The organism is Polyangium jinanense (genome assembly GCF_028435365.1).
In genome coordinates, this window is the sequence record NZ_JAGTJJ010000037.1 from 1 (window position 1) to 21908 (window position 21908).

The window sequence follows — 21908 nt, forward strand, 5'->3', positions numbered from 1 at the left end:
CTGGACCGAGGGCCGAGAAACCGCGCGATGCGCGGTTTCTCGGACGGGCCCGTGGCAAGACCATTCGGCCTGTTCGATGAACTGCGCATCGCGCAGTTCATCGACCCCGGGTCCAGCGCTTGCGCTGGTCCGGGTCCAGGGGTGGACAACCCCTGGTCGGGGTCCGGGGTGAAACCCCGGCGCTGCGCTCCCTGCTCAGAGCTTCTCGACGAGGATCGTCGTCATGTACGTGCCGGGGGCGGTCCGTACGGTGTGCCAGCCGCGGCCGATCGAGGTGGCGGCGATTTCCCAGGAGAACCATTCGCCGTAATGCTCGATGGCGCCTTGCGAGATACCCCAGCCGGCTGTGGGGGAGGGCTCGCGTGAGGCTTGATCCTTCCAGGAGGGCACGCGGATTCGGAAGCCGTTGGCCGTGATCACGGGCTCGTCGATCTTGCCGAGCTGAATGAAGGGGCCTTTTTCGTCGCTCGTCGCCTGGAAGAAACCTAGCTCGTCTCCCCGGTAGGCCACGAAATGGGCCGGCTCTCCCGCGCTGCCCGAGGGCCAGGGAATTCCGTTGATCGAGGCGTCTTGATGCTGCGTCCCGTCGGCGGAGCCGCGGAGCTGCGACAGCCGTATGGTGACGATCGACCCGAGGTGCGCGCAGAGCTCGCGCCGCACGGTCGTGGAGACCTCGATTCGTACGGTGGACGCGCCCTGGATCTCGACCACGCCGAACACCTCGAAATCGGTGTTTTCTGCGGCGAACATGATTCGATCGCCGTCGCTGCCGGCTTGGAACGCTGGGGGCCTTGCTGATCGGAAGTCGAGGACCGTGAGCCCGCAGCCGTCTGCCACGGCGTCGTAATCGAATGAGGGGACGATCTGCGCTCGATGAATCCCGGCGTCCACGACGATCGACGTCCCGTCGACCCGCGCGCGGAGCCCGCCCTTCTGTAGCGCCGGCTCGCCTTCGGGGAGCGGGCCGGCCTTCGGGGAATGGTTCGAAGGAGATGTCGAGGCCCTCGGGGCATGCGCAGAGGCCCAGAACCCAGCTCCGATCAGCGCGCCCGCGAGTGCTGGGATCGCAACGGGGACCACGCGCCGATGCATTCGATGAGCAAGCGCGGCGAGCACGAATGCCCCTGCAAACGGGAGCACGAGGAGACGCGCGTACGAGGTCGTGCCCGTGAACAAACCAAACCCCGCCGCGATGAACCAGAACCCTGCGAGCACGGCGGTCCCCGCGGCGGCCAGCTTTTCCCGGCGCGTGACGAGTGCAAAGCCGAGGACGAGCGCGAGCACGACGATGAGTGGCCCGAGGACCTGATGCTCGAAGAAGGCCGCCGATGGAACAGGAAAACCCCGCGGTTGCGAGAGCGCGTACGCGAAACCTCCCGCGGCATGACTGAATGCCGTGATCCCCAGGAGCACCCGCGCCGCGACGTCCCCCGTTTTCTCCATCCCGCCCACGGTATCCCGCGACGCCGGCAGGATCCAGGTGCTCGTGATTGCCTGCACCCCGAGCGCTGCGGTACGTTCGTTCCGTGATGCGTCGCCGCGCGTTTCGCCTCGTCTTCCTGGCCCTCGCCGCCTGCGGCCCCGCGAGCGTGCCTCCGCCGCGACCCACGGAGACACCACAAAACGCGCCCGAAAACACAGCGCCCCCGCCGTGGCCCTTCGCGGATACCATCCTGCCCGCGCCGCCGGCCCAGGGAACGCCGACCGAGCCCGGCCCGCGCCCCGGTTTGCCCGAGGGGCTCGTGCGCGCCGTGGAGACGCTCTTCCGGAGCGGGCTCGCCGATCCGCGTGGACTGCCGTATCACGAGGCCGCCATCACGCTCACGACGCAGCCGGAAGGCCCGGGTGAGACCGTCGCAACGAAGGCGTTCGTGCTCCCGGGGCCCGAAAGCGGGCCGCGGTTCGGGATCCTGTGGAATGGACTCGTGGTTCCGCTCGTCGCCGTCGGCCCGCCGGCGGACCTGCGTGCCGATATCGAATCGCTCCGGGCCAGCGACAAGCGCATCTGCGACCAGCAATTGGCCCATTTCCCCGGAATGCCTTGCATCCGGACGCGGGGGCCCCGGCCGGAGCTCCAGTCCCACAAGCTCGAACAGATCCTGCCGATGCAGGTCGCGATGCTCGTGCAGCTCGGCGAGGACACCCTCGCGCGAACGCTCTGGGAGATCTGGATCGCGGGCGGGGATCTCGAGACCACCCCCGAGATCTCCGGACGCGAGCGGGACATTTTCGCGTGCCTCGCCGAGCATTTTTTGCATGTGCTGCGCGACCGCGGGCTCTGGGCCCACGTGCGCGGCGACGACGCGCTCGCGCTCGCGAGCCTGCGTGGCCTCGCCCGGCTTTCGCCCGCGCTCTCCGCGCGCGCGGCCGCGCTCGGGGCCGGCGAGCAAACCGTAAACCTCCTCGCCGAGCCGCCGGGGCCTTTGCTCGCGGACCAGGAAAAACGTGCCGCGCGGCCGGCACCGAAAGATTTGCCTTCTCCCTTGCCCGCGGATCCGACGGCGCGCGTGGCAGCGCTCGTCGCGGCGCTCGGTGAGGTGCGCGAGCCCGCGTTCGGGCGGTATGGCGCGCAGACGCAAGTCCTCGCAGACCCGATCTTGCAGGCGCTCCTCGCGGAAGGCGAAGCGGCGGTCCTGCCGCTCGCGGAGGCGCTCGCGAACGACGAACGATACACGCGATCGATATGGTACGAGGCGCACGGCATCGTGCTGCTCACGGTCCGCGACGTCGCCGAGCTCGCCCTCGACACGCTCGCCGCGGATCTCCCGCTCGCGCCCGCGCCGCCCGACGAGACGAAGGAGCAGAAGGCCGAACGATTCCGGAAGGCCGCGGAAACGTTCAAATCGGTCCCCGTGGACGAGCGCTGGTTCCGCGCTCTCGCGGACGAAACCGCGGGACCTCTGCGGTGGGTGCAGGCGGCCACGCGTATCGTCGGACCCACGGACGCGCCCCGCCGGAGCCCCGACGCCTCGGATTTCCTCGCGCTTTTCCTGCGCGTCGACGGGCCGCTCAAACCTCGCTTCGCGGGCCTTTCGTCTCGGAAAAATCCATCGGTCACCGAGCTCCTCGCGCGGCGCATGAAGCAACTCGCCGACATGAAGGGGCACGGATACCTGCGGGCCTCGTGCGAGATGGGCCTCCTCCTCGCGCTCTGGGATCCCAAGGGCGCCACGCGCGCGCTCCGCGAGGGGACGGAACCCTTGCGCAAGAGCTTTCAAGAAATCAAGGACCCCGAAGGCGCGGACGAGCTGCGCCAGTGCCTCGCCGTGTTTTACGTGGCGCGATCGGCCTCGGGGGACGAAAAGGCATTCGACGAATACGCGTCCTTCATCCGCGAGATCGATCCCGCGACCGTGCCCCCGAGATCAGGCACGCTCCTCGCGCCCCTGGCCCTCCGGCCCACGCGCCCTTCCATCGTCGCCGCAGGCCGCGCGATGTTCGCGACCAAAACCTCGCCATGGGTAAGTCGCTTCCGGCATGGCGAGCGTGACGATTTGCTCGATCCCTCCTTGCTGCGAATCCCCGGCATGCGCGAGCTCGTCCTCCCGGCGCTGGAGGACAGGGCCGCGGTCGGCACCATCGAGATCGACGAATTTGGAGAAGCCGAATGGGGCCTCGACGGCGCTCGGGAATTCGATCGCGAGCACGAGCAGGTCGATCCGCGGGATCCCGGCGCCGCGCCCTCGAACACGAAGATGCCGCTCCGCGTGTGTGATCGCGTCGCAAGCGTCCTCGCGCGGCGCATCGGATCGGCCGCGCCGTTCCGGATGTACTGGATCGAGCCGCGGCGCGACGACGCCATCGCCGCGATCCGGACCTTCGTCGTGACGAAGTCCGAGTCGCCCCGCGCCCCCTGAACGGCATTTCCGTCGGAATCGACAAAACACGTAGAAAACGCAATTGATCTCGTCCCCGACGGAACGATTTTCTCCCGTATCGCCTCCTCGCCCACGCGGCCGTTCATCCGCTATGCTACGTGTGGGTATCGGCCCCATACACGTGTCATGACGAACGTCGCACTGCTCGGATACGGCCGCTTCGGCGCGGCGATGGCCTCGCTCCTCCGGGACGCGAACGTCGACGTGCGAGCTCTCGACGATCGCTCCCATGTGCCGGAGGACATGCGCGCCACGTCGCTCCCGGATCTCGTCCGCGGCCGTGATTTCGTGGTCGTCGCCGTCCCCGTCACCGCCATGCGCCGCGCGTTCGGGGCGATGCGGCCGCTGCTGTCGCCCTCGCAGATCGTCGTGGACGTGGGCAGCGTCAAGCTCGGCCCCTCGGCCGCCATGAACGAATGCTTCGGCGCCGAGATCCCCTGGGTCGCCACGCATCCCTTGTTCGGACCGATCAGCCTCTCGCGAGGCGAGCGACCGCTCGTCGCGGTCGTCTGTCCCAATGCGACCCACCCGGCCGCCGTCGACCGCGTGGTAAAACTCTACGAGCGAATCGGCTGCACGGTCGTCCTGGAGGACGAGGCCACGCACGATCGCAACATGGCCTGGACACATGCCCTCGCATTCTTCGTGGCCAAGGGTATGCTCGACGCGGCCGTGCCCCTCGACATTCCGTACGCGCCGCCCTCGTTCCAGGCGCTCGCGCGGACCGTGGAGGCCGCGCGCTCGGACGCGGGGCACCTCTATGCCGCGCTCCATCGCGAAAATCCCTATGCCGCCGAGGCCCGCCGGAAGCTCGTCGATGCGCTCCTCGCCGCCGATCAAAACCTCTCCGGATCGGACGGGATGGCTCCGCCGCCATCCTCCGCGCTCGTCCTGCCCTCCAAGGCGGGCACGCAAGCCTTGCGAGAGACGCGGGATCTCATCGACGACCTCGATCGGGACCTCATGGAGCTCCTCGGGCGGCGGGCCCAGCTCGCGCGACGCGCGGCGCGGGAGAAAGCGAAGCTCGGCCGTCCCGTGCGGGATCCCGAGCGCGAGGCGGAGCTCCTCGATGCGCGCAGGCGCTGGGCGGCCGAGCGGGAGCTCGATCCGGCCTCGGTGCACGAGATCTTCGACGCCATTCTCCGATTCTCCAGGCGCTTGCAGCACGAGGAGCCCACCGAGGAAGCGGACTGATCTTTTTGTAGCCCTGTCGCGGCCGTCGCGGCATCCAACAGGACACGGACTGTAGGGGGAACTTACATGATTGTCACACTCGAGCCCGACGCGCCCGAATCGCGCGCCGAGGCGGTCATTCGCCTCGCGGCACGGTATCCGGGGGTCTCGGTCCAGAAATTCGTCTTCCGCGGCGAATCCATTTCCATCACGGAGGTGCACCTCATCGGCTCGACGCGCGCCGTGCCGACGGAGCCCTTCGAAAGTTTGCCCGGCGTGCGCAAGGTCGTCCGCGTCTCCCGGAAATACCGGCTCATCGGCCGGCACCATCCGGACGCCGAGACGCACGGGTTCGAGTACAACGGCGTCCATTTCGACGAGAAACGCGTCCACGTCTTCGCCGGCCTCTGCGCCGTCGACACGCGCGAGCACGTCGGGCAGATGATGGCCGCGCTCGAACAAGCGGGCATCCGGACGACGCGCATGGGCGCGTACAAGCCGCGCACGAGCCCCTACGATTTCCAGGGCCTCGGCAAAGCCTGTTTGCCCTGGGTCTTCGAGCTCGCGGGCAAGCACGGCATCAAGGTGATCGCCATGGAGGTCACCGACGCGCGGCACATCGACGAGATCAACACGGCGCTCGCCGCGGCGGGGGATCCGACCGGCGTCATGCTCCAGATCGGCACGCGCAACACCCAGAACTTCGAGCTCTTGAAGCAAGTGGGCCAGCAGAAGCGCTTTCCGGTGCTCTTCAAGCGCGGCATGGGCATCTCGCTCGAAGAATCCTTGAATGCCTGCGAATACGTGGCGAGCGAGGGCAACCCGAACATCGTGTTTTGCCTGCGCGGCGTGAAGACGCACCTCGGCGATCCGCACAGGAACCTGGTCGACTTCTCGCACGTGCCCGTCGTCCGCCGGCAGACGCGCCTGCCCGTGTGCATCGATCCCTCGCACGCGGTCGGCCGCATGGACAACGCGCCCGACGGCCTGCCCGACATCTTCCACGTGGTGGGGCAGGGGATCATCGCGGGCGCGTCCATGGTGCTCATCGATTTCCACCCGCGGCCCGACGAAGCGCTCTGCGACGGCCCGCAGGCCCTCGAGCTTTCGGCCTTGCCGCGTTTCGCGCGGTACGTGGAGAGCGTGCGGCTCGCATACGCAGGAATCGTCCGCGAGTTCGGGGCGGCCACGGCGCCGCCGCCCGCATCGTCGTCGGAGCCGAGCGCCGCTTGATCGAGGCCCGAGGCGCCGTGGAGGGGATCTCGGTCGCTTGCCTCGGTCCCTCGGGCACGTTCAGCGAGGAGGCGGCCTCGCGTCATTTCGGGCAGGACGCCCAGCCCTTTTTCTGCACCTCGATTGACGACGTCTTCGACGTGGTGGAGGCGCGCGCGGCCCCATTCGGCGTCGTGCCCGTGGAAAACTCCCTCGAAGGCGCGATCGGACATACCCTCGACCGCCTCGTCGCCTCGCCGCTCCGCATCTCCGGCGAAGTCGCGCTCCCCATCCGGCAACACCTTCTCCGGCGCGACGGGCATCTCCACGGGCTCACGCGTGTCTACGGGCACGCGCAATCCCTCGCGCAATGTCAGCGATTCTTGAAAAAGACGCTCCCGCTGGCCGAGCGCGTCGCGGTCTCCAGCAACGCCGAGGCGGCGCGCCTCGCCGCGCTCGAGCCCGGCTGCGCCGCCCTCGCGGGCAAGCGCGCGGCCGCGATCCACGCGCTCGCCATCCTCGCCGAGGGGGTCGAGGACGATCCCACGAACACCACGCGCTTCCTGGTGATCGGCGAAACCAGCGCCGCCCCCTCGGGCCACGACAAGACCTCGCTCGTCATGTCAGCGCCGAACCGCCCGGGCTCGATGGTCGCGCTCCTCCGCCCTTTCTCGCGGCACGGAGTCAGCATGACCAAGCTCGAATCACGCCCCTCGCGGCGAGGTCTCTGGGATTACCTCTTTTTCGTCGACATCGAGGGCCACGCAGAAGACACCGCCGTCCACCGCGCCCTCGTCGACCTCGAAGCACGCGCGGGCTACCTCAAGGTCCTCGGCTCGTACCCGATGGCGCGTCCCTGCTGAGCATTGGTCTCATCTGGGAGGCGCTTCGCCGGGGCTCTGCCCCGGACCCCGCGGGGGCTGTCCGCCCCTCGACCCGGACCAGGCACGGCCTGGACCGAGGGTGGAAGAACTGCGCGATGCGCAGTTCTTCCAACGGGCCCGTGAGAGAGCCTTGCCCGTCGAAAGGGCAGCGCGGCTTTCTTGATGGGCAGGGCTGCTTGCGGTCTTGCCTCGGGCTTGTTCGATGAACTGCGCATCGCGCAGTTCATCGACGAACGGTCCAGCGCTTGCGCTGGTCCGGGCCCAGGGGCGGATAGCCCCGGTGGGGCCTGGGGCAACGCCCCAGCGCGTCCCTGATCGGAACTTCCTCGCCCCCTCGAAGGCTCCTCGCGTACCATGGAAACCATGGAATACGCGCACGGTCGGCCGAGGTCTGGATCCAGCACGAGCGCTTCTGCATCGCTCGTCGTTTTCGCTTCATCGCTCGTGATCATCGCGGCGCCCGCGTGCGTCGCGCCCGAGGTGGACGAACCGTCCGTCGAGACGGCGACGTTCGCATACACGGTCCCGGCGAAGGGGACGGCGACGACGCTCGACGTCGCCGCCTGGAACCTGGAGTGGTTCGGCGACACGAGCCGCGGGCCCACGAACGACACGCTCCAGCGGCAGAACGCGTACGACGTGATCACCGGCGCGGACATGGATCTCTGGGGCGTCGAGGAGATCGTGAGCGTGTCGCAGTGGAACACGCTCAAATCGCAGCTCACGGGCTACGCCGGGTTCCTCTCGAACGACCCGATCGTGACGAGCGGGTCCTCGTACTACACCACGTCCGAACAAAAACTCGGTTTCCTCTACAAGACCTCGATCGCCACAGTGCAAAGCGCGCGCGTGATCCTGACGGCCTACGACTACGAGTTCGCCGGCCGGCCTCCGCTCGAGGTGAAGCTCTCGGTCACGCTGAACGGGACGACCGACAACGTGGTCGTCATCGTGCTCCACATGAAGGCGCTCTCCGATTCCGCGAGCTACCAGCGTCGGCTCGACGCATCCGCCGCGCTAAAATCCTACCTCGACACGAACTACCCGACGCAAAAGGTGTTCGTCGTCGGCGATTTCAACGACGACCTCGACAAGTCGATCTCGGGCAGCGCCACGCCCTACGCGAATTACCTCGCCGACAGCGCGGACTACCATTTCGCAACGAAGGTCCTCACGGACGCGAACATCTCGTCGACATCGAGCGGCGGCGCGACCCTGGATCACCACCTCGTCACGAACGAGCTCGCCCTGTCCCTCGTGCCCGGCTCCGTCGAGGCCTACCGTGTCTCCGAATTCATCCCAAGCTACGCCTCCACGACGAGCGATCACTTCCCCATCCTGAGCCGCTACACCTGGGCCGCCGCCAAGCCCGCCCAGATCGTGATCAACGAGATCTGCGCAAACGAGCCCGGGAGCAGCGTGACAGGCGAGTTCATAGAAGTCGTCAACATCGGCGGCGCCCCCGCGACGCTCGACGGCTGGACGCTCTCGGACGCCTCGTCGGTACGGCACACGTTCGCCGCAGGCACGACACTCGCCGCGGGCAAGAGCATCGTCGTCTTCGGCACAGCCGCCGGCATTCCCGCAGGCACACCAAACGCAATCGCGAGCAGCACGAGCAACCTGGGTCTCGCCAACGGCGGCGACGCCGTCTACCTGCGCGACGCCGCAGGCACGACAAAGGACTCCTTCAGCTACCCCGCCTCCCTCGCCGCAGTCGACGGCGTCAGCATGAACCGCAGTCCCGACGCCGCCGAGAGCGCAACGTTCGTTCTACACACTGCCCTCGTCGCAGCCGCAAGCTCGCCTGGCACACGGGCGAATGGGGCGGATTTCTGAGGGGAGGCGTCGCGCCGGGGCGCTGCCCCGGACCCCGCGGGGGCTATCCGCCCCTCGACCCGGACCAGGCACGGCCTGGACCGAAGGTGGAAGAACTGCGCTCCGCGCAGTTCTTCCAACGGGCCCGTTGGAAGGCGTTGCCGGTCGAAATGGCAGCGCGGCGGTCTCGGCTGGCAGGGTCGTCGTTGGTCTTGACCTGGCCTGTTCGATGAACTGCGCGTTGCGCAGTTCATCGACCCTGGGTCCAGCGCTTGCGCTGGTCCGGGTGCAGGGGCGGATAGCCCCTGCTGGGGCCTGGGGCAAAGCCCCAGCGAAGCGGCTTCAGCTAACAATAGGCCCCACCGCTGAAAGCTTCTTCGTCGCCAGCACCCAATAGATCGCTCGGATCGACCCATCCTCGCCGATCTCGCATTGCAGCACGGAGCGCGGCGCGAGCTTCCGCCCCGGCGCGTGCTCCAGCACCACGGCGGGCATCCCGTTCACCATTCGAAATGCGAACTGCGCGCCCATGTTGTGCCGTTTGCCGAGCCCCACGAACAAGCGTCCGACCCGATCTCGCCCCAGGATTGGCAAGCGCGCTGCGAAGAACTCGCCTCCGCCGTCGCTCAGGTGCCGGACCTCGGCGTCCAGCATCGATTCGAGTGCTTTTCCATCCGTGGTCCCGAGCGCCATGAGAAACCGCCCCAGCGCCTCGCGTGTCTTTTCCACGAGCTCGGGCGTCCGCCGCGTCCGGCTCGACTCGTAGGTTGAAAGCGCCCGACGCGCCCTGTGGTGCATCGTCTTCACGGCTGTTTCCGTCATCCCCAGCGCGTCGGCCGCCTCCTTTACCGACCAGTCGAACACATCGCACAGAAGCACGATCGCCCGCTGCCGCGGCGTCAGCGCCTCCAGCGCCACGAGGAACGCCATCGACACGCTCTCCAGGAGATCGTAACGCCCCTCGGTCTCGACCGGCTCGATCCCGATCTCCAGCACGCCGTCTCCGTCTGTCTCGACCGGCGACGGCAGCCACGGCCCGTCGTATGCGCGCCGCCGCCGCGCGCGTAGCCGGTCGATTCCGAGGTTCACCGCCACGCGCGTCAGCCACGGCCGCACGGGTTCATCCGTGCGGGCCGGTGGACGCTCGATCGCGCGGAGGAGCGTCTCCTGCACGAGATCGTCCGCGTCCGCCGCCGATCCCGTCAATCGGTAGCAAAGACCCCACAGATACCGCCGATGCTCCCGCGCGAGCCCGTCCCCGTCCGCCATCACGTTCACGCCCTCGCATCGAAGCTCTTTCGGCCCACGTCGCCAAGCACATTCACCTCCCGCCGCGTCGCGGCCTGCGCCGCGGCCCGCCCGCTCGCAAAGCTCGCGTCCGCGAGCATGCCCGCGTGCCCCACCCAGTCGCCCGCCACGAACACCCCGGGCGCGCCTGGCACCGCGGGGCCGGGCCTGCCACGCGTGCCGCCGCGCGCTGCCTGCGGGAAATCGTGCGTCACCGTGATCGAAGGCAAGAACCGCCGCTCGACCACGAGGTGTTTCGCGCCCGGTTGCAGAAGTTCGAGCACCTCTTCGAGCTCTCGCTCCACCGCCCGAGAATCCTCCAGCGCGCCGTACCGCGCCACGTGGATCATGGCGCCTCCCTCGGGCGCGAGGCGCGCGGACGCCGAGTGCACCGAGAAGTAGAGCGGCCGATCGATCCCCAGCGCGAACGTGTTCCGCGGCTGCGGCAGGCGCGAGAGCGCGACGTCGAGGCACGCGGCCGTCACCGGAATCGCCGCCGCGGACCACGCCGCGAGGGCCGGCACGTCGGGCAGGAGCGAGGAGGCGAGGGAAGGGCTCGCCGCGATGATCACAGCGTCCGCGGGGATCTCCGCCCCATCCGCGAGCCGCACCGCCTTCACGCGCCCATCCTCCCGCACCACGGACACGGCCTTCGCGCCCGCAAGGATCTCCGCCCCCGCGGCCCGCGCGACGTCGGCGAGCCCGTTCACCATCGTCTGCCAGCCGTCGTGCAGGTAGAGCACGCCGCGCGTCGTCCCGAGCTGGAACTGGGAGATGGCGGCCTCCGCCGAGAGCCGCTCCAGATCCGAGCAGTACGTCGAGACCCGAATGAGTGCCCGGATCACGTCGCGCGCCTCGGGCGTGCGGACCCTCTTCGTGAGGAACGCCTCGAAGCTCGTCTCCGCGAGCGACGCAAGGTCCAGCGCGTCGAGGCCAGCGAGCAGGCGCGCGACCTCGATCTTCCCGACGAGCGGCAAGACCGACGACGTCAAGAGCGACACAGGCCCAGTCGGCAGAGCCCGGAGAATGCCCCCATGCAGAGCGTACGCCCCGTTGCTGGTCGGCGGCGGCGCGCCTTTCGTCTGCACGCCGAGCTCGCCGAGCACGCGCTCTGCCTCGCCGCCCCGGTAGAGCGCATGCGGACCGATGTTCAACGAAAACCCCTTCTTCTCGTGGGTCGCCGCGCGCCCCCCGAGCTCCGAAGCCTTCTCCAGCACAGTCACCCGCCGGCCAGCCCGCGCCGCATACGCCGCCGCCGAAAGCCCCGCAAGTCCGCCGCCGATGACCACCACCCGAGCCGCCGTGTTCGTCGTCATGATCGCACCTCTCAGAGGAGGCACGTCCAGGGGTCCGGAAAGGTTACGCGGAATCGACGCGACGTGATCGTGGGAGGCGGGTTACTTCCGGGCCAGCCACTCCAGGAGGGCGACGAGGACGGCGAGCCCGGCGATGGGGACGGCGATCCAGCCGAGGAAGGTGATCCAGCCGCGGCGCAGGGAGCGGCCGCCGCGGTCCTCGCAGGCGAGGCAGATGGCCCAGACGCGGGCGCCGCCTTCCGTGAGGACGCAGCAGTCGCCGCAGACGGGGGACTGGCAACGCGCGCAGGGACCGGCGGCCACGGCGCTGCAACGGACGCAGCGGGCGACGGGAGGGCCGTCGTCGTGGTGGATCAGGCCGCCGGACATGGGGAGGATGCTAGCAGCGCCGGTCTCCTCTGCGAGGCGCTAAGATACGCTGGCCTTTCGCCGTGACGGACCGAACCTCCTTCTACCGCACGATACCGCCGCCCGATGCGCTGCGTCCGTTCATCCGCAGCTTCTGGGTGTACGACGGGTACCATCCGGCGCACCTTCTCGATCGGGTCCTGCCCACCGGCACGCTCGAGATCGTCGTCCCCATCGGCGGCAAACGACTTGCCTGGCGGGAGCTCTCGGGCCGCGACGGGACTTGCCGCACCGCCCTCGTGTCGGGCCCGCGGCGTATTGCGTTCGATGTGCCCACGGCGCCGCAGGGGCGGCTCGTCGGCGTGCACTTTCATCCGGGCGGCGCGTGGCCGCTCCTCGCGATTCCCATGGATGCCCTCGCCGACCGGCACCACCCGCTCGAAGACCTTTTGGGCGCATCCGCGCGCGAGCTCGCGGAGCGCATTGACGATGCGGCATCGGACGCGGAACGACTCGCGATGCTGAGCGCTTTTTTCCTCCAGCGTGCACGAGCGAGCCGCGCCTCGCACCCTGCTGTGACGGCCATGATTCGACGGGCCGAGCGTGGCTCCTCGGACGTTGCGATTGCGACCGAGGTCGCGGCGTCTGGGTTGAGCCACCGCAGGTTCATCGAGCTGTTTCGCCGCGAGGTTGGCTTGACGCCTCGTGATTTCCTTCGCGTCCAGCGGTTCCAGCGGGCGCTCGGCATCGCCGCGCGGAGCGGACGCGCCGGGGCCGACCTCGCCTACGAGGCTGGGTACGCCGACCAATCGCACTGGCTCCTCGAGTGCCGCAAGCACGCGGGGCTGTCGCCGCGTGAGCTCCTCGAAAAGCAACGAGGCGCGAGCGCTGTTCCGCCGGCCGAGAGGGGTCAAATGCTTCCTATTCGTTGACCCGGCGCCTGATCCAAGCTCCCGCGCATGCATGTCATCTTTGGTTCCAGTGGCGTCGTGGGAAGCGCGGTCCTTGCGGAGCTTCACCAGAAGGGCTTACCCACGCGTGGTATCTATCGTTCGAGGAAGCCGGGACCTCACGCGAGCGAGGTCGCGCGTGTTGATCTCGAAACGGGTGACGGGCTCGACGCGAGCCTCGTCGGGGCGACGACGGTCTTCCTGGCGACGGGAGACATGATCGATCAGGTCTCCGCCGAGCTCCGCGTGATCGAAGCCGCGCGGCGTGCCGGCGTGGGCCGGATCGTAAAACTCTCGATCATGAGCGCGGAGAGCGAAGCGTTTTTTTATGCGCGCGTTCATCGCGCGATCGAGCGCGGCCTTCTAGCCTCAGGGATCGCATACACGCTCCTCCGGCCTGGCGGCTTCATGCAGAACTTCGTCCACTACTACGGCCACGCGATCCGAACGGAGGGTGTCCTTCGCCTGCCTTGCGACGACTTCGCGGAGAACGTCATCGATGCGCGCGACATTGCGCGGGTGGCGGCCGAATGCCTGTCGTCGGATCGCTTCGAGGGACAGGCGCTCACGCTTTGCGGGCCGCGGCCGATCTCGTATTCGGCGATGGTCGCCGAGATCTCCGCGCTCACCGGCCGGAAGGTCACGTTCGAATCGATCTCGCCGGACGCATTCCGCGAGGCGATGCTGCCGTATGCCGTGTCCCGAGAGCACGTCGACGGGATCACGGCGATGCTCCGCTACCATCAGGAGGGCAGGGGACCCAAAACGAGTGATGCGGTCCTCGAAGTGACCGGCACGCGGCCGCGCTCCTTCGAGGAATTCGCGCGCGAGCACGCGTCGAGCTGGGTCCCGTGACGGACGGGACGCCCTAGAGCATCGACCGGTTCGATGCTCGGAAGATCGCGAAGCGATCTTCCCTCGGGGAACAGTTCTGGTCCTTCTGACCCGGGGTCGCCAGCGTGACGAACGTGGCCCGCGCATCGCGAGATCGTTTCGGCACCGGTGTGGCGGAGACGCCGGAGGATTGATAGGCTGCGCGCTCGCGAAGGGGAGCGCAATGGACCGTCGGCAACTGATCTTGGGAATGGGCGGCGTGGTGGCGCTCGGCGCGTGCCGGGCGGCGGACGGCAAGCCGCGGCAATCGGCGGCGCGCGCCGATCTCTACCGGTGCGAGGGCTGCGAGGGCGTGTTCGAGCGGCAGCCGACCGCTTCGAGCGCGCGGATCGCGCCGCCGGGCGAGCCGGGCGAACCGCTGGTGCTGGCGGGAACGGTGATCGCGCTCGACGGCAGGCTTGCGGCCGGCGTGACGATCTACGCCTATCACACCAATTCGGCGGGCTTTTATGCCAACGGCACGCCCGAGACCGAGTGGAGCCGCCGGCACGGCCGGCTGCGCGGCTGGGCGAAGACCGGAGCCGACGGGCGCTACCGCTTCGAGACGATCAAGCCCGCGCCCTATCCCGACCGAAGCCTGCCCGCGCATGTCCATCTGACCATGTTCGAGCCCGGGCGGCGGCCCTACTGGATCGACGACATCGTTTTCGACGACGATGCGCTGGTCGATGCTGCCTATCGCCGGCGGATGGAGAATCGCGGGGGCGACGGGATTGTCCGGCTGGACCGCGAGGCCGACGGGCGGCTGCTGGCGGTGCGCGACATCCTGCTTGAGCGGCACCCAGCTTAGCGGCGGCGGAGCAGCGCGTCCTCGTTGACGGGCCGAACGCTGATAGGTTTGTAAGTCAAAACGCCAGCCGGGTTTGCGTCGACGGGCCGCGTTCGATTTTCTGTTACCTCTCGCTTCCCCGCGCATTGTTTGTAGGCATGGGATCGTCCAAACCCGATTCACGCAGCCGACGCGACGAGCTCCTCGGCTTGCGGCTCGATGTCCGGCGCATCGTCCGGAGCGACAAGGCGCGCACGCGCGACTCCGCGGACGACAAGGAACAGCAGGTGATCGCCAACGCGCTCGGCGACCTCCCCAACTACGCCCCGCACCCTGACGGCATGAAGCCGTGGGTCGTGACGATCACGCGGAACGTGATGGGGACAGCGCGCCGGATCACTCGCCGGCACCGGCAGGTGTTCGAATCCGACGCTGGGCGCGTGGCCAAGTTCGCGACGTTGGACCCCTCGCCCGAGCGCGCGGCGCAGTTGAAGCAGGCCCTTCACAAGGTGATGGATGCTGTCGGAGACCTGCCCCCCTCCCAAGCGGCGGTCTTGTGGATGGTGTGCGTCGAGGGTCGATCGCATGAGGAGGCCGGGGCGAAGGTCGGGATTTCCGAGGACGCGGCGAAGATGGCGCTCTCTCGCGCGCGCGAGACCTTGCGGGAGCGTCTCGGCAAGGATCTGTTCTCCGTCCCGCCTCCCCTGCTCGTGCTGCTCTTCGACTGGTTTCAGCGACTCGGCCACCTGTGGGCGATGCTCATGGCCATGGTGTTCGCGTCGCTCGCGCTCGCGCCGCGCGAGCCTGACGGCGAGCTTCACGCCGCGGCCACGGGCGCGGCGCGCGCCGTGGCAGCGTCCGCCGTGGACGTCGCGCGTGCGGCGGCCGCGGAGCCGGCGCCGTCGTTCGAGCACGCTGGTTCACCCGTGCCCGTCATGGTGCCGCCCACGCCGACGAAGCAGACGCACGCGCCACGACGTCCCCTGGTCGACAGCGACAAGCAAGGCTGTTCGAAGGCAGGTTTGTCCAAGGGCGGTTGGGGTTCGTCCGGGGACACGTCCTTCTAGCTTTCGCGGCTGCATGTATGCTATGGATCCAGAGCCATGCGTTCCGTGATCGTGGTCTCGACACTGCTTCTCGTGTCGCCCTCAGCATGGGCGCAGAGTCTTCCGAGCCCTGACGTCGAGGAGGATCGCGAGGCCGAGGTCGAGCTCCGGTTCAAGGCGTTGGCGCAGCTCGGCGATCGCGAGCGCGCCGCGGGGCGGTTACGTGAAGCCGCGAGGGCCTACCGACAGGCGCTGAACGTTCGGCACGATTCCCTTGTCGCAGGGCGTCTAGGGATGGTGCTGGTCGAGGGCGGTAGACCCGAGGACGCGCCCGAGCTCCTGCTCGATGCGATCCATCGGGCCCCTGCCGCCACGCCCGCGGAGCGGGCAGAGCGCAAGCGCTTCTTCGAGGCCCATGAGGTGGCGCGCGCTCATGGCTCGTGGGTCGAGGTGATGGTCTCTCACGCTGGCGCGCGTGTGACGGTGGACGGCATCGATCGGAACGACGCGGGGCGGTCGGCCTTCTGGACGTTCGTGGCCGGGGGAGAGCACGAGATCCGCGCGACCCTCGACGGCTTCGAAGAGGCGGTCGTAAAGTTCACGGCCGTGAAGGGGCAGGACATGAAGGTTCCCGTCCCCCTGACGGCGCACAAGGTGGAGGAGAAGCCGGCGGTCTATGTGCCGGAGAAGGACCCGACCGCGACTTTGTCCGCTGTGGTGGCCGGGCCGGAGTTCACGAAGCAGGAAGACCCTTTCGCGTACGAGGAGCAGCCGAAGGATCCGACAACGGCCACCGAAAGAAAGGGCCTGCGGGGCTTCCTGGGAGTGGGGCCGGTGGTCGTGTTTGGTGTCGCTTCGTGGATGCCCGCCGTGGGGGCGATGATCGGCGGTGGTTTGCAGGTCAACCAGCATCTCTCGATTGGGCTAGAGGCACGCGGGGCGTGGTTGACAACGGGTGTCGCAGACGAGCCCATCAATGCTATGACGGCGGGCGGGATGGCAAGCTTGTGTGGGCACTACAAGTGGTTTTTCGGCTGCGCGCTCGGTCATCTAGGCGTGATTCGCGTCGAGTTCACGTCGCGCAGTTACAAGCCGGCAAGTTTCGCTGATGTTAAACCCGGAGCGGGTGGGCGCATCGGCGCCAAGATTCGAGTCACAGAGTCCTTTACGATCCAAGCCGCAGCCGACGTCCTCGGATTGTCGAGCGGCGTCCAGGTGGTTGTTGGACCAACGATCCTCTCCGATCAGCCGCCGGTCATGTTCGGCGTGCAGATTGGCGGAGGGTGGGAGTTTTAGACATGCGTACGGTTCTTGCCTGTTCGTTGTTTTTTTGCCTCGGAGTGGTCGGTGCGTCCTGTACGGCGGCTCCCTCTTTCTTTGAGGGCGAGTGCGATCCAGACTCGTTTTTCCCGACGCCCGCGTGTAGCCCCGACGGGGGCACGGATGCCGGGAGCGACGCGGATGCCGCGCCCGATGAGCCCGACGCGGCTCAATCCGCATGCCCCGGCCGGTGCGTCCCGGTACCCAGCGGAAACGCGGGCTACTGGTCGGAGGTCGCGGTCTCGCTCCTCGTATACCCTACCAATGCAATGGCAGAACCTCCGGAATGCCCAGAGGGTGCCTCCGCGGAGAAGTGGCGCCTCCTCGCAGACCTCGACGCCCCTGCCGCCGCGTGCGAGCCTTGCGAGTGCGGCCCCTCGACCGGCGCGTGCAAAGCACTGCCGGAGAAGATGCAGATCCGCGCGGGGGCGTGCGGGGAAAGCGGGGCCGCCAGCCTCCCTTTTGATGCTCCGGCCGGTTGGGATGGCTCCTGCACGAGCGAAAACGCCCTTCCGGCCGGTGCGCAGTGCGGCGGGGAGCCGTGTGCCCAGTCCGTGTGGGTTTCACCGCTCCCCGGGCCGACAAACGAGGAGGGGTGCAGCCCTAAGAGCGAGACACCTGCGTTCACCACGACGAGGGAGTGGAAGACCGCGGGCCTCGCGTGCATGAATAATACTGTGGACGACGCCTGCGCCGACGCAGGGACGCAGTATTGCGTGAACGATCCCGGCCCTGGCTGGCTCCAATGTGTCGTTCGCGAAGGGGCCGACGCCCCCTGCCCGGAAAACTACAACTGGGCCCGTTATGAGATGTACCCCGAAGATGCCGTCATCGACGAGCGCAACTGCGAGGAGTGCGCGTGCGGGCCGCCAGAGGCAAGCGCCTGTACGGCGTCGTTTCACCTCTACGAGGGGCCGCTCTGTTCCTCTCAATCGGAGCAGTTTGGCCTGGTGTCCCCCGATGACCAGTGTCAGGACACGGTTCCCCCGGGGCATGCCATCGCCGGCAAGGCGATCACGGACCTCGAATACGTGCCCGGCACGTGCGCCGCTACCGGCGGAGCGCCGAAGGGCGAGGCCAAGAAGGACATGACGAGAGCCGTCACCTTCTGCTGCCTCTACCCGTTTTACCTCATCAACTGATACCCGCCTCGTCGCGTATTTGTCCTAAGCGCTGCACAGCCACTGAAGCGCGTCGGCCAGTTCAGCCCGCCAAGGTTCGAACGCATGTGCTCCGTGAAACACGTGGTGCCTCACCTTGGCGCCGCTGGCTTTGAGCGCATCGACGGCGGATTGCACTCCGGCGACCTGCGTGAACTCCTGGCGCATTCCCGTGGGTGGATGGGTGGCGTTGTCCTCGAGCTCCTGGTCGCCGACGCTGAGCCAGTGGCGGGAGCTGATCTTCGGGAATGCGCGTGCGAGGCTCGCGAACCGTTTGCGTTCCCACCAGAAGGAGCCGGATTGGCTCAGCGCGGACGAAAAGACGTGGGGATGGGTCAGGGTCATGTGGGCGCTGGCGAGGCCGCTTAGGCTGAGACCGCAGACCAGATTTCTCTCGCCGCGGATGGTGCTCGCTCGGTTCCTGGCCCAGCGAACCAGGTCTTCGGAGATGAATCGAGCGAAGCGATCGTTGCAGACGAAGTCTTCGTGTCGCGACTGGGGGCCATTGCTCGGAACGAAGGCGAAGGACATCTGCGGAATGCGTTGACTTGCGATCAGCTCCTGGAGGATGGGCAGGGCGCCGACGCGCTCGAGATAGTATTCTCCGTCCAGGAACACGCAGAGCGGGTGCTCGGTCGCCTGGGGGCCGGCGATGAACCAGACGGTACGGGTGTAGTCTTTGCCTTCGACGACGACCTGCTCGGTGTTCATGGGCCGATTCTACTGAGCCTCGCGCTCGAAGAGAAGCGTGGGCTCGTTCAGCGCACCAGCGTTTGCATTGCTAAGGAGCGGCTCGACGTCGCTCGCGAGCCTGGCCCTCGAACAGCGCGATCCCCGCCTCGGCGCGAAGGTCCTGCACACGGCGCCCGAACCGAATCTTGAACCCGCTTGCGCTTTTGGCCTTACGGGTTGCCATGGTCCACCCCTTTCTGCGTCACGGGCCGGACGTAGACCCGCCTCTCGGGTACGACACTCTCCCACAAAACGACAGCGCCCGAGTTACCTCGTGCCCGCTCGCGCATTGTTTGTCTCCTGAAGGGGCGAGCATCTCGCTCCCTTTCGGCACAAGCGACCCGCAGAAGGGGGCGATGGGCATGCTTCTCTGGGCGAGCGCAGCCCTTCGCCCTCTCCTGGGGGTCGTTTGTCGCCGATCTCAGGCGGCTGCGAGTCGAGGCGCCCTTCACGCGCGCACGCCATCGATTTGCCGTCGCCTCGGGTCGGCGACGCCAAACGGAGGAACATGAGCGCACGACACGACACTGACGACGACGCCGCGACGACCGTGATGGACCGTCCAGTGCTCCCGCCGCAAAGCGGCGTTCGTCCAAGCGTCGCATATTCAGAGCCGCCGCCTCGCGATACGGTCTTCGATCCCCCGTCGCTCCGGAGTCGTCTCGGGGCCCTCGCCCATGCCCTGTTCTACCGCGTTCGCGAGCGCTTTCGCGCTCGCCGTTTGTCGGATCAGCTCCCTCCGCTTCCGCCGTCGCGCTCCACGAGGTCTACCTTGGCCGCGGTGGGCGTTGTCCCGTACGACCAGCGCGGCGAACAACTTCTCCTCGATATCGTGCGGGCGGACCCGATCTATCAGGAGGCCGCGATCCGCGTCGCGTATTACGCCTGTGCGCTGCGGAAGCAGGGCGCGGATGCCCATGTCGAAGGGCTCCTCCACTTCGCGCTGCTACGGATGCGGGTGGACAACAACGGCTTCGTTTCGGTCGCGCGGCTGCGGGATAGGCTGCCAGAGATATCGTTTTCGGGCGCGCTCGTGCCCGCCCTGCTTCGGCTGGAGAGAGCGGGCATCGTGTCTCTCTTGCCCGACCATGCCCGACCCGAGCGCGTACAACTCCGGGTCCCCCTTTGAAGCACAGGAGAGAGCAACATGAGCACGAAAACCACGAGCAGCACCAATAAGACCGACGAACCTGCGGAGTTGGCCACGGCGTTTGCGCTCGCCAGCGATGGCATTCTATATTTCGCATTCGAGAACGCTCCGCCGCCGGGCCGTTCGGTGTTCGTGGGCTATGCGCTGCGTGCCGACGAGGCCCAGAAGTTTGGCGTCGGGGGCTTGCTCCTCTGGGCAATCGTGCATCCGCTCGCGCTCGGGAGCGATGGGTGCATTTACGTCCGAGAGGGGCTCATCGACGCCGAGGGGCGAGACGTCTTCCGGGGCTTCGCCGCGACTCCCGAGGAAGCAACCCGCGCGGCCGAGGAACTACACCGTATCGCATCCAATGTCGTCGTCGAAGTCTTCGCGCGCAAGCGTGCCGCGGCATAGCCTGGTGCGAATCACGCCGGGCACGCCGTTTGCGGCTCCGGATGGTCGACGATGACGCAGCGTAAATTCATGGTTGAACTGCGGCCGTACGGCGAAGGCCAGCGCATCGGCCACGTGCGGCACGGTGAGAAGTTCATGGGGTTTAGCCGATACGTGCTGCCCCCCTTCACGCCCGTTCCGACCTTGCAAGAGGCTGCCGCGCTGATCTTCGGGCAGTACCGAAGGCTCGTCGTCAACTGGACGAGGAGCCCGATCCGGAGCTGGCGCGGCGTTATGCCGAGGGCGAGATGTAATTACGTCGGGGGCTCGTGCATCCTGCGCGCTTCGAGGTCTTTCCGAAGCTTTCGGCGCTCGCCCTTCGGCAGCTTGCGGGCGAGATCCGCGATACGGTCCAACTCGTCGTCTGCCGGGAAGGCAAGAAGTGGAATTACCCGAGCCCCTTCGGACTCGGCCAGCCGGAGAGCGCCGAGCCGGGCCTGCACCCAAGTACGTGGCCGCGATGCGCGTGATGTGTCCGAGCGCGTACAGCTATTCGTACGACGACAAAAACGGGCTGCATCAATGCTCTTCGGATACGGGGTTCGAGGTCGTCTTCTGCCCGTGAGCCGAGCCTCCGCGAGCTCCACGGCAAGCGTTATGAGCGTTGACGTACGGTGATCGAGCGTGCGAGCATCGCGACTGCCGCGCCGGGCGGTGCGGTAACAGGTGGTCATGGCATCCGGATCTCGCAGCGCGACCATGCTCGCCGGCACCGGCGTGGCGCTCGCGCTGGCTGCGGCGTGCGCGGGGCCGCCGTCGCAACGGGGACAGGTGTTGCGCTCGTTCCGACAAACCGTGGCCGACGATCTCGGCGGGGTGGTGACGTCGCCGGCGCTCGACTGCGGTGAGGTCGCGAGCTCGTACGACGAGCTCGTCCAGCACGACAGCGAGCCCCGGCGCTGCCTCGCCCGTGCGTTCCGCGCCTGCCAACCAGCGCGCGTGGATGGCTCGTACGACGGCGTCGATAGCGGGCCGTTTTACTGGTCAGCGGTCGTCACCACGCGTGCCGACAAGGGGGGGTGCGAGGTTCGTTATTACGAAGACGTGCGCCTCGATACCTATGGTGATCGGTCGATCACGCGGTACCGTTGCGGTGACCCCGCCCCCGAGACCGGCGCGAGCGCGACCAGGGGCTCGTGCGAGCTGGTCTGGAAAGAGCGACACGTGCTCTGCAGGGAGTATGCAGGCGAGGCGACGGCGCCGGGGGCCCGTCAGATGACGTGCGTGGAGCTACCGGCCGACGTTCGATGGTCGGGCCAGTCACCTCGACCGTGATGATCTGGCCCGGCCGATTGCATAAGACCGGCTCGTCGAGGTTGACGCGCGCGCACCTTGCGCGCGGGCTCGTTCAGCGTGCTCAGCGCAGGTGCTCGACCCGCGAGCCGAAGTCCCTCAGGCGCTCCATCACGTACGCGGGGGCCGGTTCGCCGACCCGCGCAGGATCCGGTTCGCCGACCCCGGCAGGATCCGATTGGGCTCTTGGGCGCCGGCCCTCTGCCGTTCGTCATCCTCCTGGCCATGATATTCTTCCTGCCCTTC

At 67.8% G+C, this 21908-nt stretch carries 21 protein-coding genes; 16 read left to right on the forward strand and 5 right to left on the reverse strand.

What is annotated here, in order from left to right; genetic code table 11:
• Positions 1–195 precede the first annotated feature (195 nt).
• The gene (locus KEG57_RS37670; protein WP_272425435.1) at positions 196–1500 is read right to left on the reverse strand and encodes a hypothetical protein; all 1305 of its coding nucleotides are present in this window, start codon (positions 1498–1500) and stop codon (positions 196–198) included.
• A 26-nt stretch (positions 1501–1526) separates the two neighbouring features.
• Here KEG57_RS37670 and KEG57_RS37675 point away from each other — a divergent pair, with 26 nt between their 5' ends.
• The 5 genes from KEG57_RS37675 (at position 1527) to KEG57_RS37695 (ending at position 8986) form a co-directional block, all read left to right on the forward strand.
• On the forward strand, positions 1527–3857 hold the full coding sequence (locus KEG57_RS37675; RefSeq protein ID WP_272459401.1) for a hypothetical protein: 2331 nt from the start codon (positions 1527–1529) through the stop codon (positions 3855–3857).
• A gap of 147 nt (positions 3858–4004) precedes the next feature.
• The gene (locus KEG57_RS37680) at positions 4005–5072 is read left to right on the forward strand and encodes a prephenate dehydrogenase/arogenate dehydrogenase family protein (RefSeq protein ID WP_272459402.1); all 1068 of its coding nucleotides are present in this window, start codon (positions 4005–4007) and stop codon (positions 5070–5072) included.
• A gap of 66 nt (positions 5073–5138) precedes the next feature.
• Complete coding sequence (locus tag KEG57_RS37685) at positions 5139–6284, forward strand: 3-deoxy-7-phosphoheptulonate synthase (RefSeq protein ID WP_272459403.1); 1146 nt, start codon at positions 5139–5141, stop codon at positions 6282–6284.
• Complete coding sequence (gene pheA / locus KEG57_RS37690) at positions 6281–7126, forward strand: prephenate dehydratase (protein ID WP_272425439.1); 846 nt, start codon at positions 6281–6283, stop codon at positions 7124–7126. Before KEG57_RS37685 ends, pheA begins: the two co-directional genes overlap by 4 nt.
• A 384-nt stretch (positions 7127–7510) precedes the next feature.
• Positions 7511–8986, forward strand: a complete 1476-nt coding sequence (locus tag KEG57_RS37695) for a lamin tail domain-containing protein (protein WP_272459404.1) — start codon at positions 7511–7513, stop codon at positions 8984–8986.
• Between the two features lie 321 nt (positions 8987–9307).
• Here the strand turns inward: KEG57_RS37695 and KEG57_RS37700 are convergent, their stop codons facing one another.
• From KEG57_RS37700 to KEG57_RS37710, 3 genes are all read right to left on the reverse strand, one after another.
• Positions 9308–10234, reverse strand: coding sequence for a sigma-70 family RNA polymerase sigma factor (locus KEG57_RS37700; RefSeq protein WP_272459414.1), 927 nt, complete (start codon positions 10232–10234; stop codon positions 9308–9310).
• A 5-nt stretch (positions 10235–10239) separates the two neighbouring features.
• Positions 10240–11568 (reverse strand): protoporphyrinogen/coproporphyrinogen oxidase, encoded by a 1329-nt coding sequence (locus tag KEG57_RS37705; RefSeq protein ID WP_272459406.1) that lies wholly within the window; start codon positions 11566–11568, stop codon positions 10240–10242.
• Positions 11569–11649: 81 nt separating this feature from the next.
• Positions 11650–11937, reverse strand: coding sequence for a hypothetical protein (locus KEG57_RS37710; RefSeq protein ID WP_272425442.1), 288 nt, complete (start codon positions 11935–11937; stop codon positions 11650–11652).
• A gap of 62 nt (positions 11938–11999) precedes the next feature.
• Here KEG57_RS37710 and KEG57_RS37715 point away from each other — a divergent pair, with 62 nt between their 5' ends.
• From KEG57_RS37715 to KEG57_RS37740, 6 genes are all read left to right on the forward strand, one after another.
• Positions 12000–12848, forward strand: coding sequence for a helix-turn-helix domain-containing protein (locus KEG57_RS37715; protein ID WP_272425443.1), 849 nt, complete (start codon positions 12000–12002; stop codon positions 12846–12848).
• 27 nt (positions 12849–12875) lie between these two features.
• Positions 12876–13721: an NmrA family NAD(P)-binding protein gene (locus tag KEG57_RS37720; RefSeq protein WP_272425444.1), complete on the forward strand. Its 846-nt coding sequence runs from the start codon at positions 12876–12878 to the stop codon at positions 13719–13721.
• A 202-nt stretch (positions 13722–13923) separates the two neighbouring features.
• Complete coding sequence (locus KEG57_RS37725; RefSeq protein ID WP_272425445.1) at positions 13924–14550, forward strand: dioxygenase family protein; 627 nt, start codon at positions 13924–13926, stop codon at positions 14548–14550.
• A 137-nt stretch (positions 14551–14687) separates the two neighbouring features.
• Entirely contained in the window at positions 14688–15596 is a 909-nt protein-coding gene (locus KEG57_RS37730) for an RNA polymerase sigma factor (RefSeq protein WP_272425446.1), read from the forward strand.
• Positions 15597–15632: 36 nt separating this feature from the next.
• Positions 15633–16871 carry a peptidase associated/transthyretin-like domain-containing protein gene (locus tag KEG57_RS37735; RefSeq protein ID WP_272425447.1) on the forward strand — a complete coding sequence of 413 codons (1239 nt, stop codon included), beginning with the start codon at positions 15633–15635 and terminating at the stop codon, positions 16869–16871.
• A gap of 689 nt (positions 16872–17560) precedes the next feature.
• Positions 17561–18037, forward strand: a complete 477-nt coding sequence (locus KEG57_RS37740) for a hypothetical protein (protein WP_272425448.1) — start codon at positions 17561–17563, stop codon at positions 18035–18037.
• Positions 18038–18061: 24 nt separating this feature from the next.
• Here KEG57_RS37740 and KEG57_RS37745 read toward each other — a convergent pair whose 3' ends face one another.
• Positions 18062–18766: an alpha/beta hydrolase gene (locus KEG57_RS37745; RefSeq protein ID WP_272425449.1), complete on the reverse strand. Its 705-nt coding sequence runs from the start codon at positions 18764–18766 to the stop codon at positions 18062–18064.
• A gap of 793 nt (positions 18767–19559) precedes the next feature.
• Between KEG57_RS37745 and KEG57_RS37750 the strand changes: the two genes are divergently transcribed.
• The 5 genes from KEG57_RS37750 (at position 19560) to KEG57_RS37770 (ending at position 21644) form a co-directional block, all read left to right on the forward strand.
• On the forward strand, positions 19560–19916 hold the full coding sequence (locus tag KEG57_RS37750; protein WP_272425450.1) for a hypothetical protein: 357 nt from the start codon (positions 19560–19562) through the stop codon (positions 19914–19916).
• Between the two features lie 18 nt (positions 19917–19934).
• A complete protein-coding gene (locus KEG57_RS37755; RefSeq protein ID WP_272425451.1) occupies positions 19935–20330 on the forward strand; it encodes a hypothetical protein in 396 nt (131 codons plus the stop codon).
• A gap of 308 nt (positions 20331–20638) precedes the next feature.
• Entirely contained in the window at positions 20639–20839 is a 201-nt protein-coding gene (locus KEG57_RS37760; RefSeq protein WP_272425452.1) for a hypothetical protein, read from the forward strand.
• Positions 20830–20934 carry a thaumatin family protein gene (locus KEG57_RS37765; protein WP_272425453.1) on the forward strand — a complete coding sequence of 35 codons (105 nt, stop codon included), beginning with the start codon at positions 20830–20832 and terminating at the stop codon, positions 20932–20934. Before KEG57_RS37760 ends, KEG57_RS37765 begins: the two co-directional genes overlap by 10 nt.
• 107 nt (positions 20935–21041) lie before the next feature.
• The gene (locus KEG57_RS37770) at positions 21042–21644 is read left to right on the forward strand and encodes a hypothetical protein (protein ID WP_272425454.1); all 603 of its coding nucleotides are present in this window, start codon (positions 21042–21044) and stop codon (positions 21642–21644) included.
• Positions 21645–21908: the final 264 nt, after the last annotated feature.

Coding starts and splice junctions, on each gene's coding strand:
- KEG57_RS37740 (WP_272425448.1), top strand. CDS start 17,561: ATGAATAATACTGTGGACGACGCCTGCGCCGACGCAGGGACGCAGTAT.
- KEG57_RS37765 (WP_272425453.1), top strand. CDS start 20,830: ATGCGCGTGATGTGTCCGAGCGCGTACAGCTATTCGTACGACGACAAA.
- KEG57_RS37710 (WP_272425442.1), bottom strand. CDS start 11,937: ATGTCCGGCGGCCTGATCCACCACGACGACGGCCCTCCCGTCGCCCGC.
- KEG57_RS37755 (WP_272425451.1), top strand. CDS start 19,935: ATGAGCACGAAAACCACGAGCAGCACCAATAAGACCGACGAACCTGCG.
- KEG57_RS37725 (WP_272425445.1), top strand. CDS start 13,924: ATGGACCGTCGGCAACTGATCTTGGGAATGGGCGGCGTGGTGGCGCTC.
- KEG57_RS37685 (WP_272459403.1), top strand. CDS start 5,139: ATGATTGTCACACTCGAGCCCGACGCGCCCGAATCGCGCGCCGAGGCG.
- KEG57_RS37745 (WP_272425449.1), bottom strand. CDS start 18,766: ATGAACACCGAGCAGGTCGTCGTCGAAGGCAAAGACTACACCCGTACC.
- KEG57_RS37695 (WP_272459404.1), top strand. CDS start 7,511: ATGGAATACGCGCACGGTCGGCCGAGGTCTGGATCCAGCACGAGCGCT.
- KEG57_RS37770 (WP_272425454.1), top strand. CDS start 21,042: ATGGCATCCGGATCTCGCAGCGCGACCATGCTCGCCGGCACCGGCGTG.
- KEG57_RS37680 (WP_272459402.1), top strand. CDS start 4,005: ATGACGAACGTCGCACTGCTCGGATACGGCCGCTTCGGCGCGGCGATG.
- KEG57_RS37730 (WP_272425446.1), top strand. CDS start 14,688: ATGGGATCGTCCAAACCCGATTCACGCAGCCGACGCGACGAGCTCCTC.
- KEG57_RS37735 (WP_272425447.1), top strand. CDS start 15,633: ATGCGTTCCGTGATCGTGGTCTCGACACTGCTTCTCGTGTCGCCCTCA.
- KEG57_RS37700 (WP_272459414.1), bottom strand. CDS start 10,234: ATGGCGGACGGGGACGGGCTCGCGCGGGAGCATCGGCGGTATCTGTGG.
- KEG57_RS37720 (WP_272425444.1), top strand. CDS start 12,876: ATGCATGTCATCTTTGGTTCCAGTGGCGTCGTGGGAAGCGCGGTCCTT.
- KEG57_RS37705 (WP_272459406.1), bottom strand. CDS start 11,568: ATGACGACGAACACGGCGGCTCGGGTGGTGGTCATCGGCGGCGGACTT.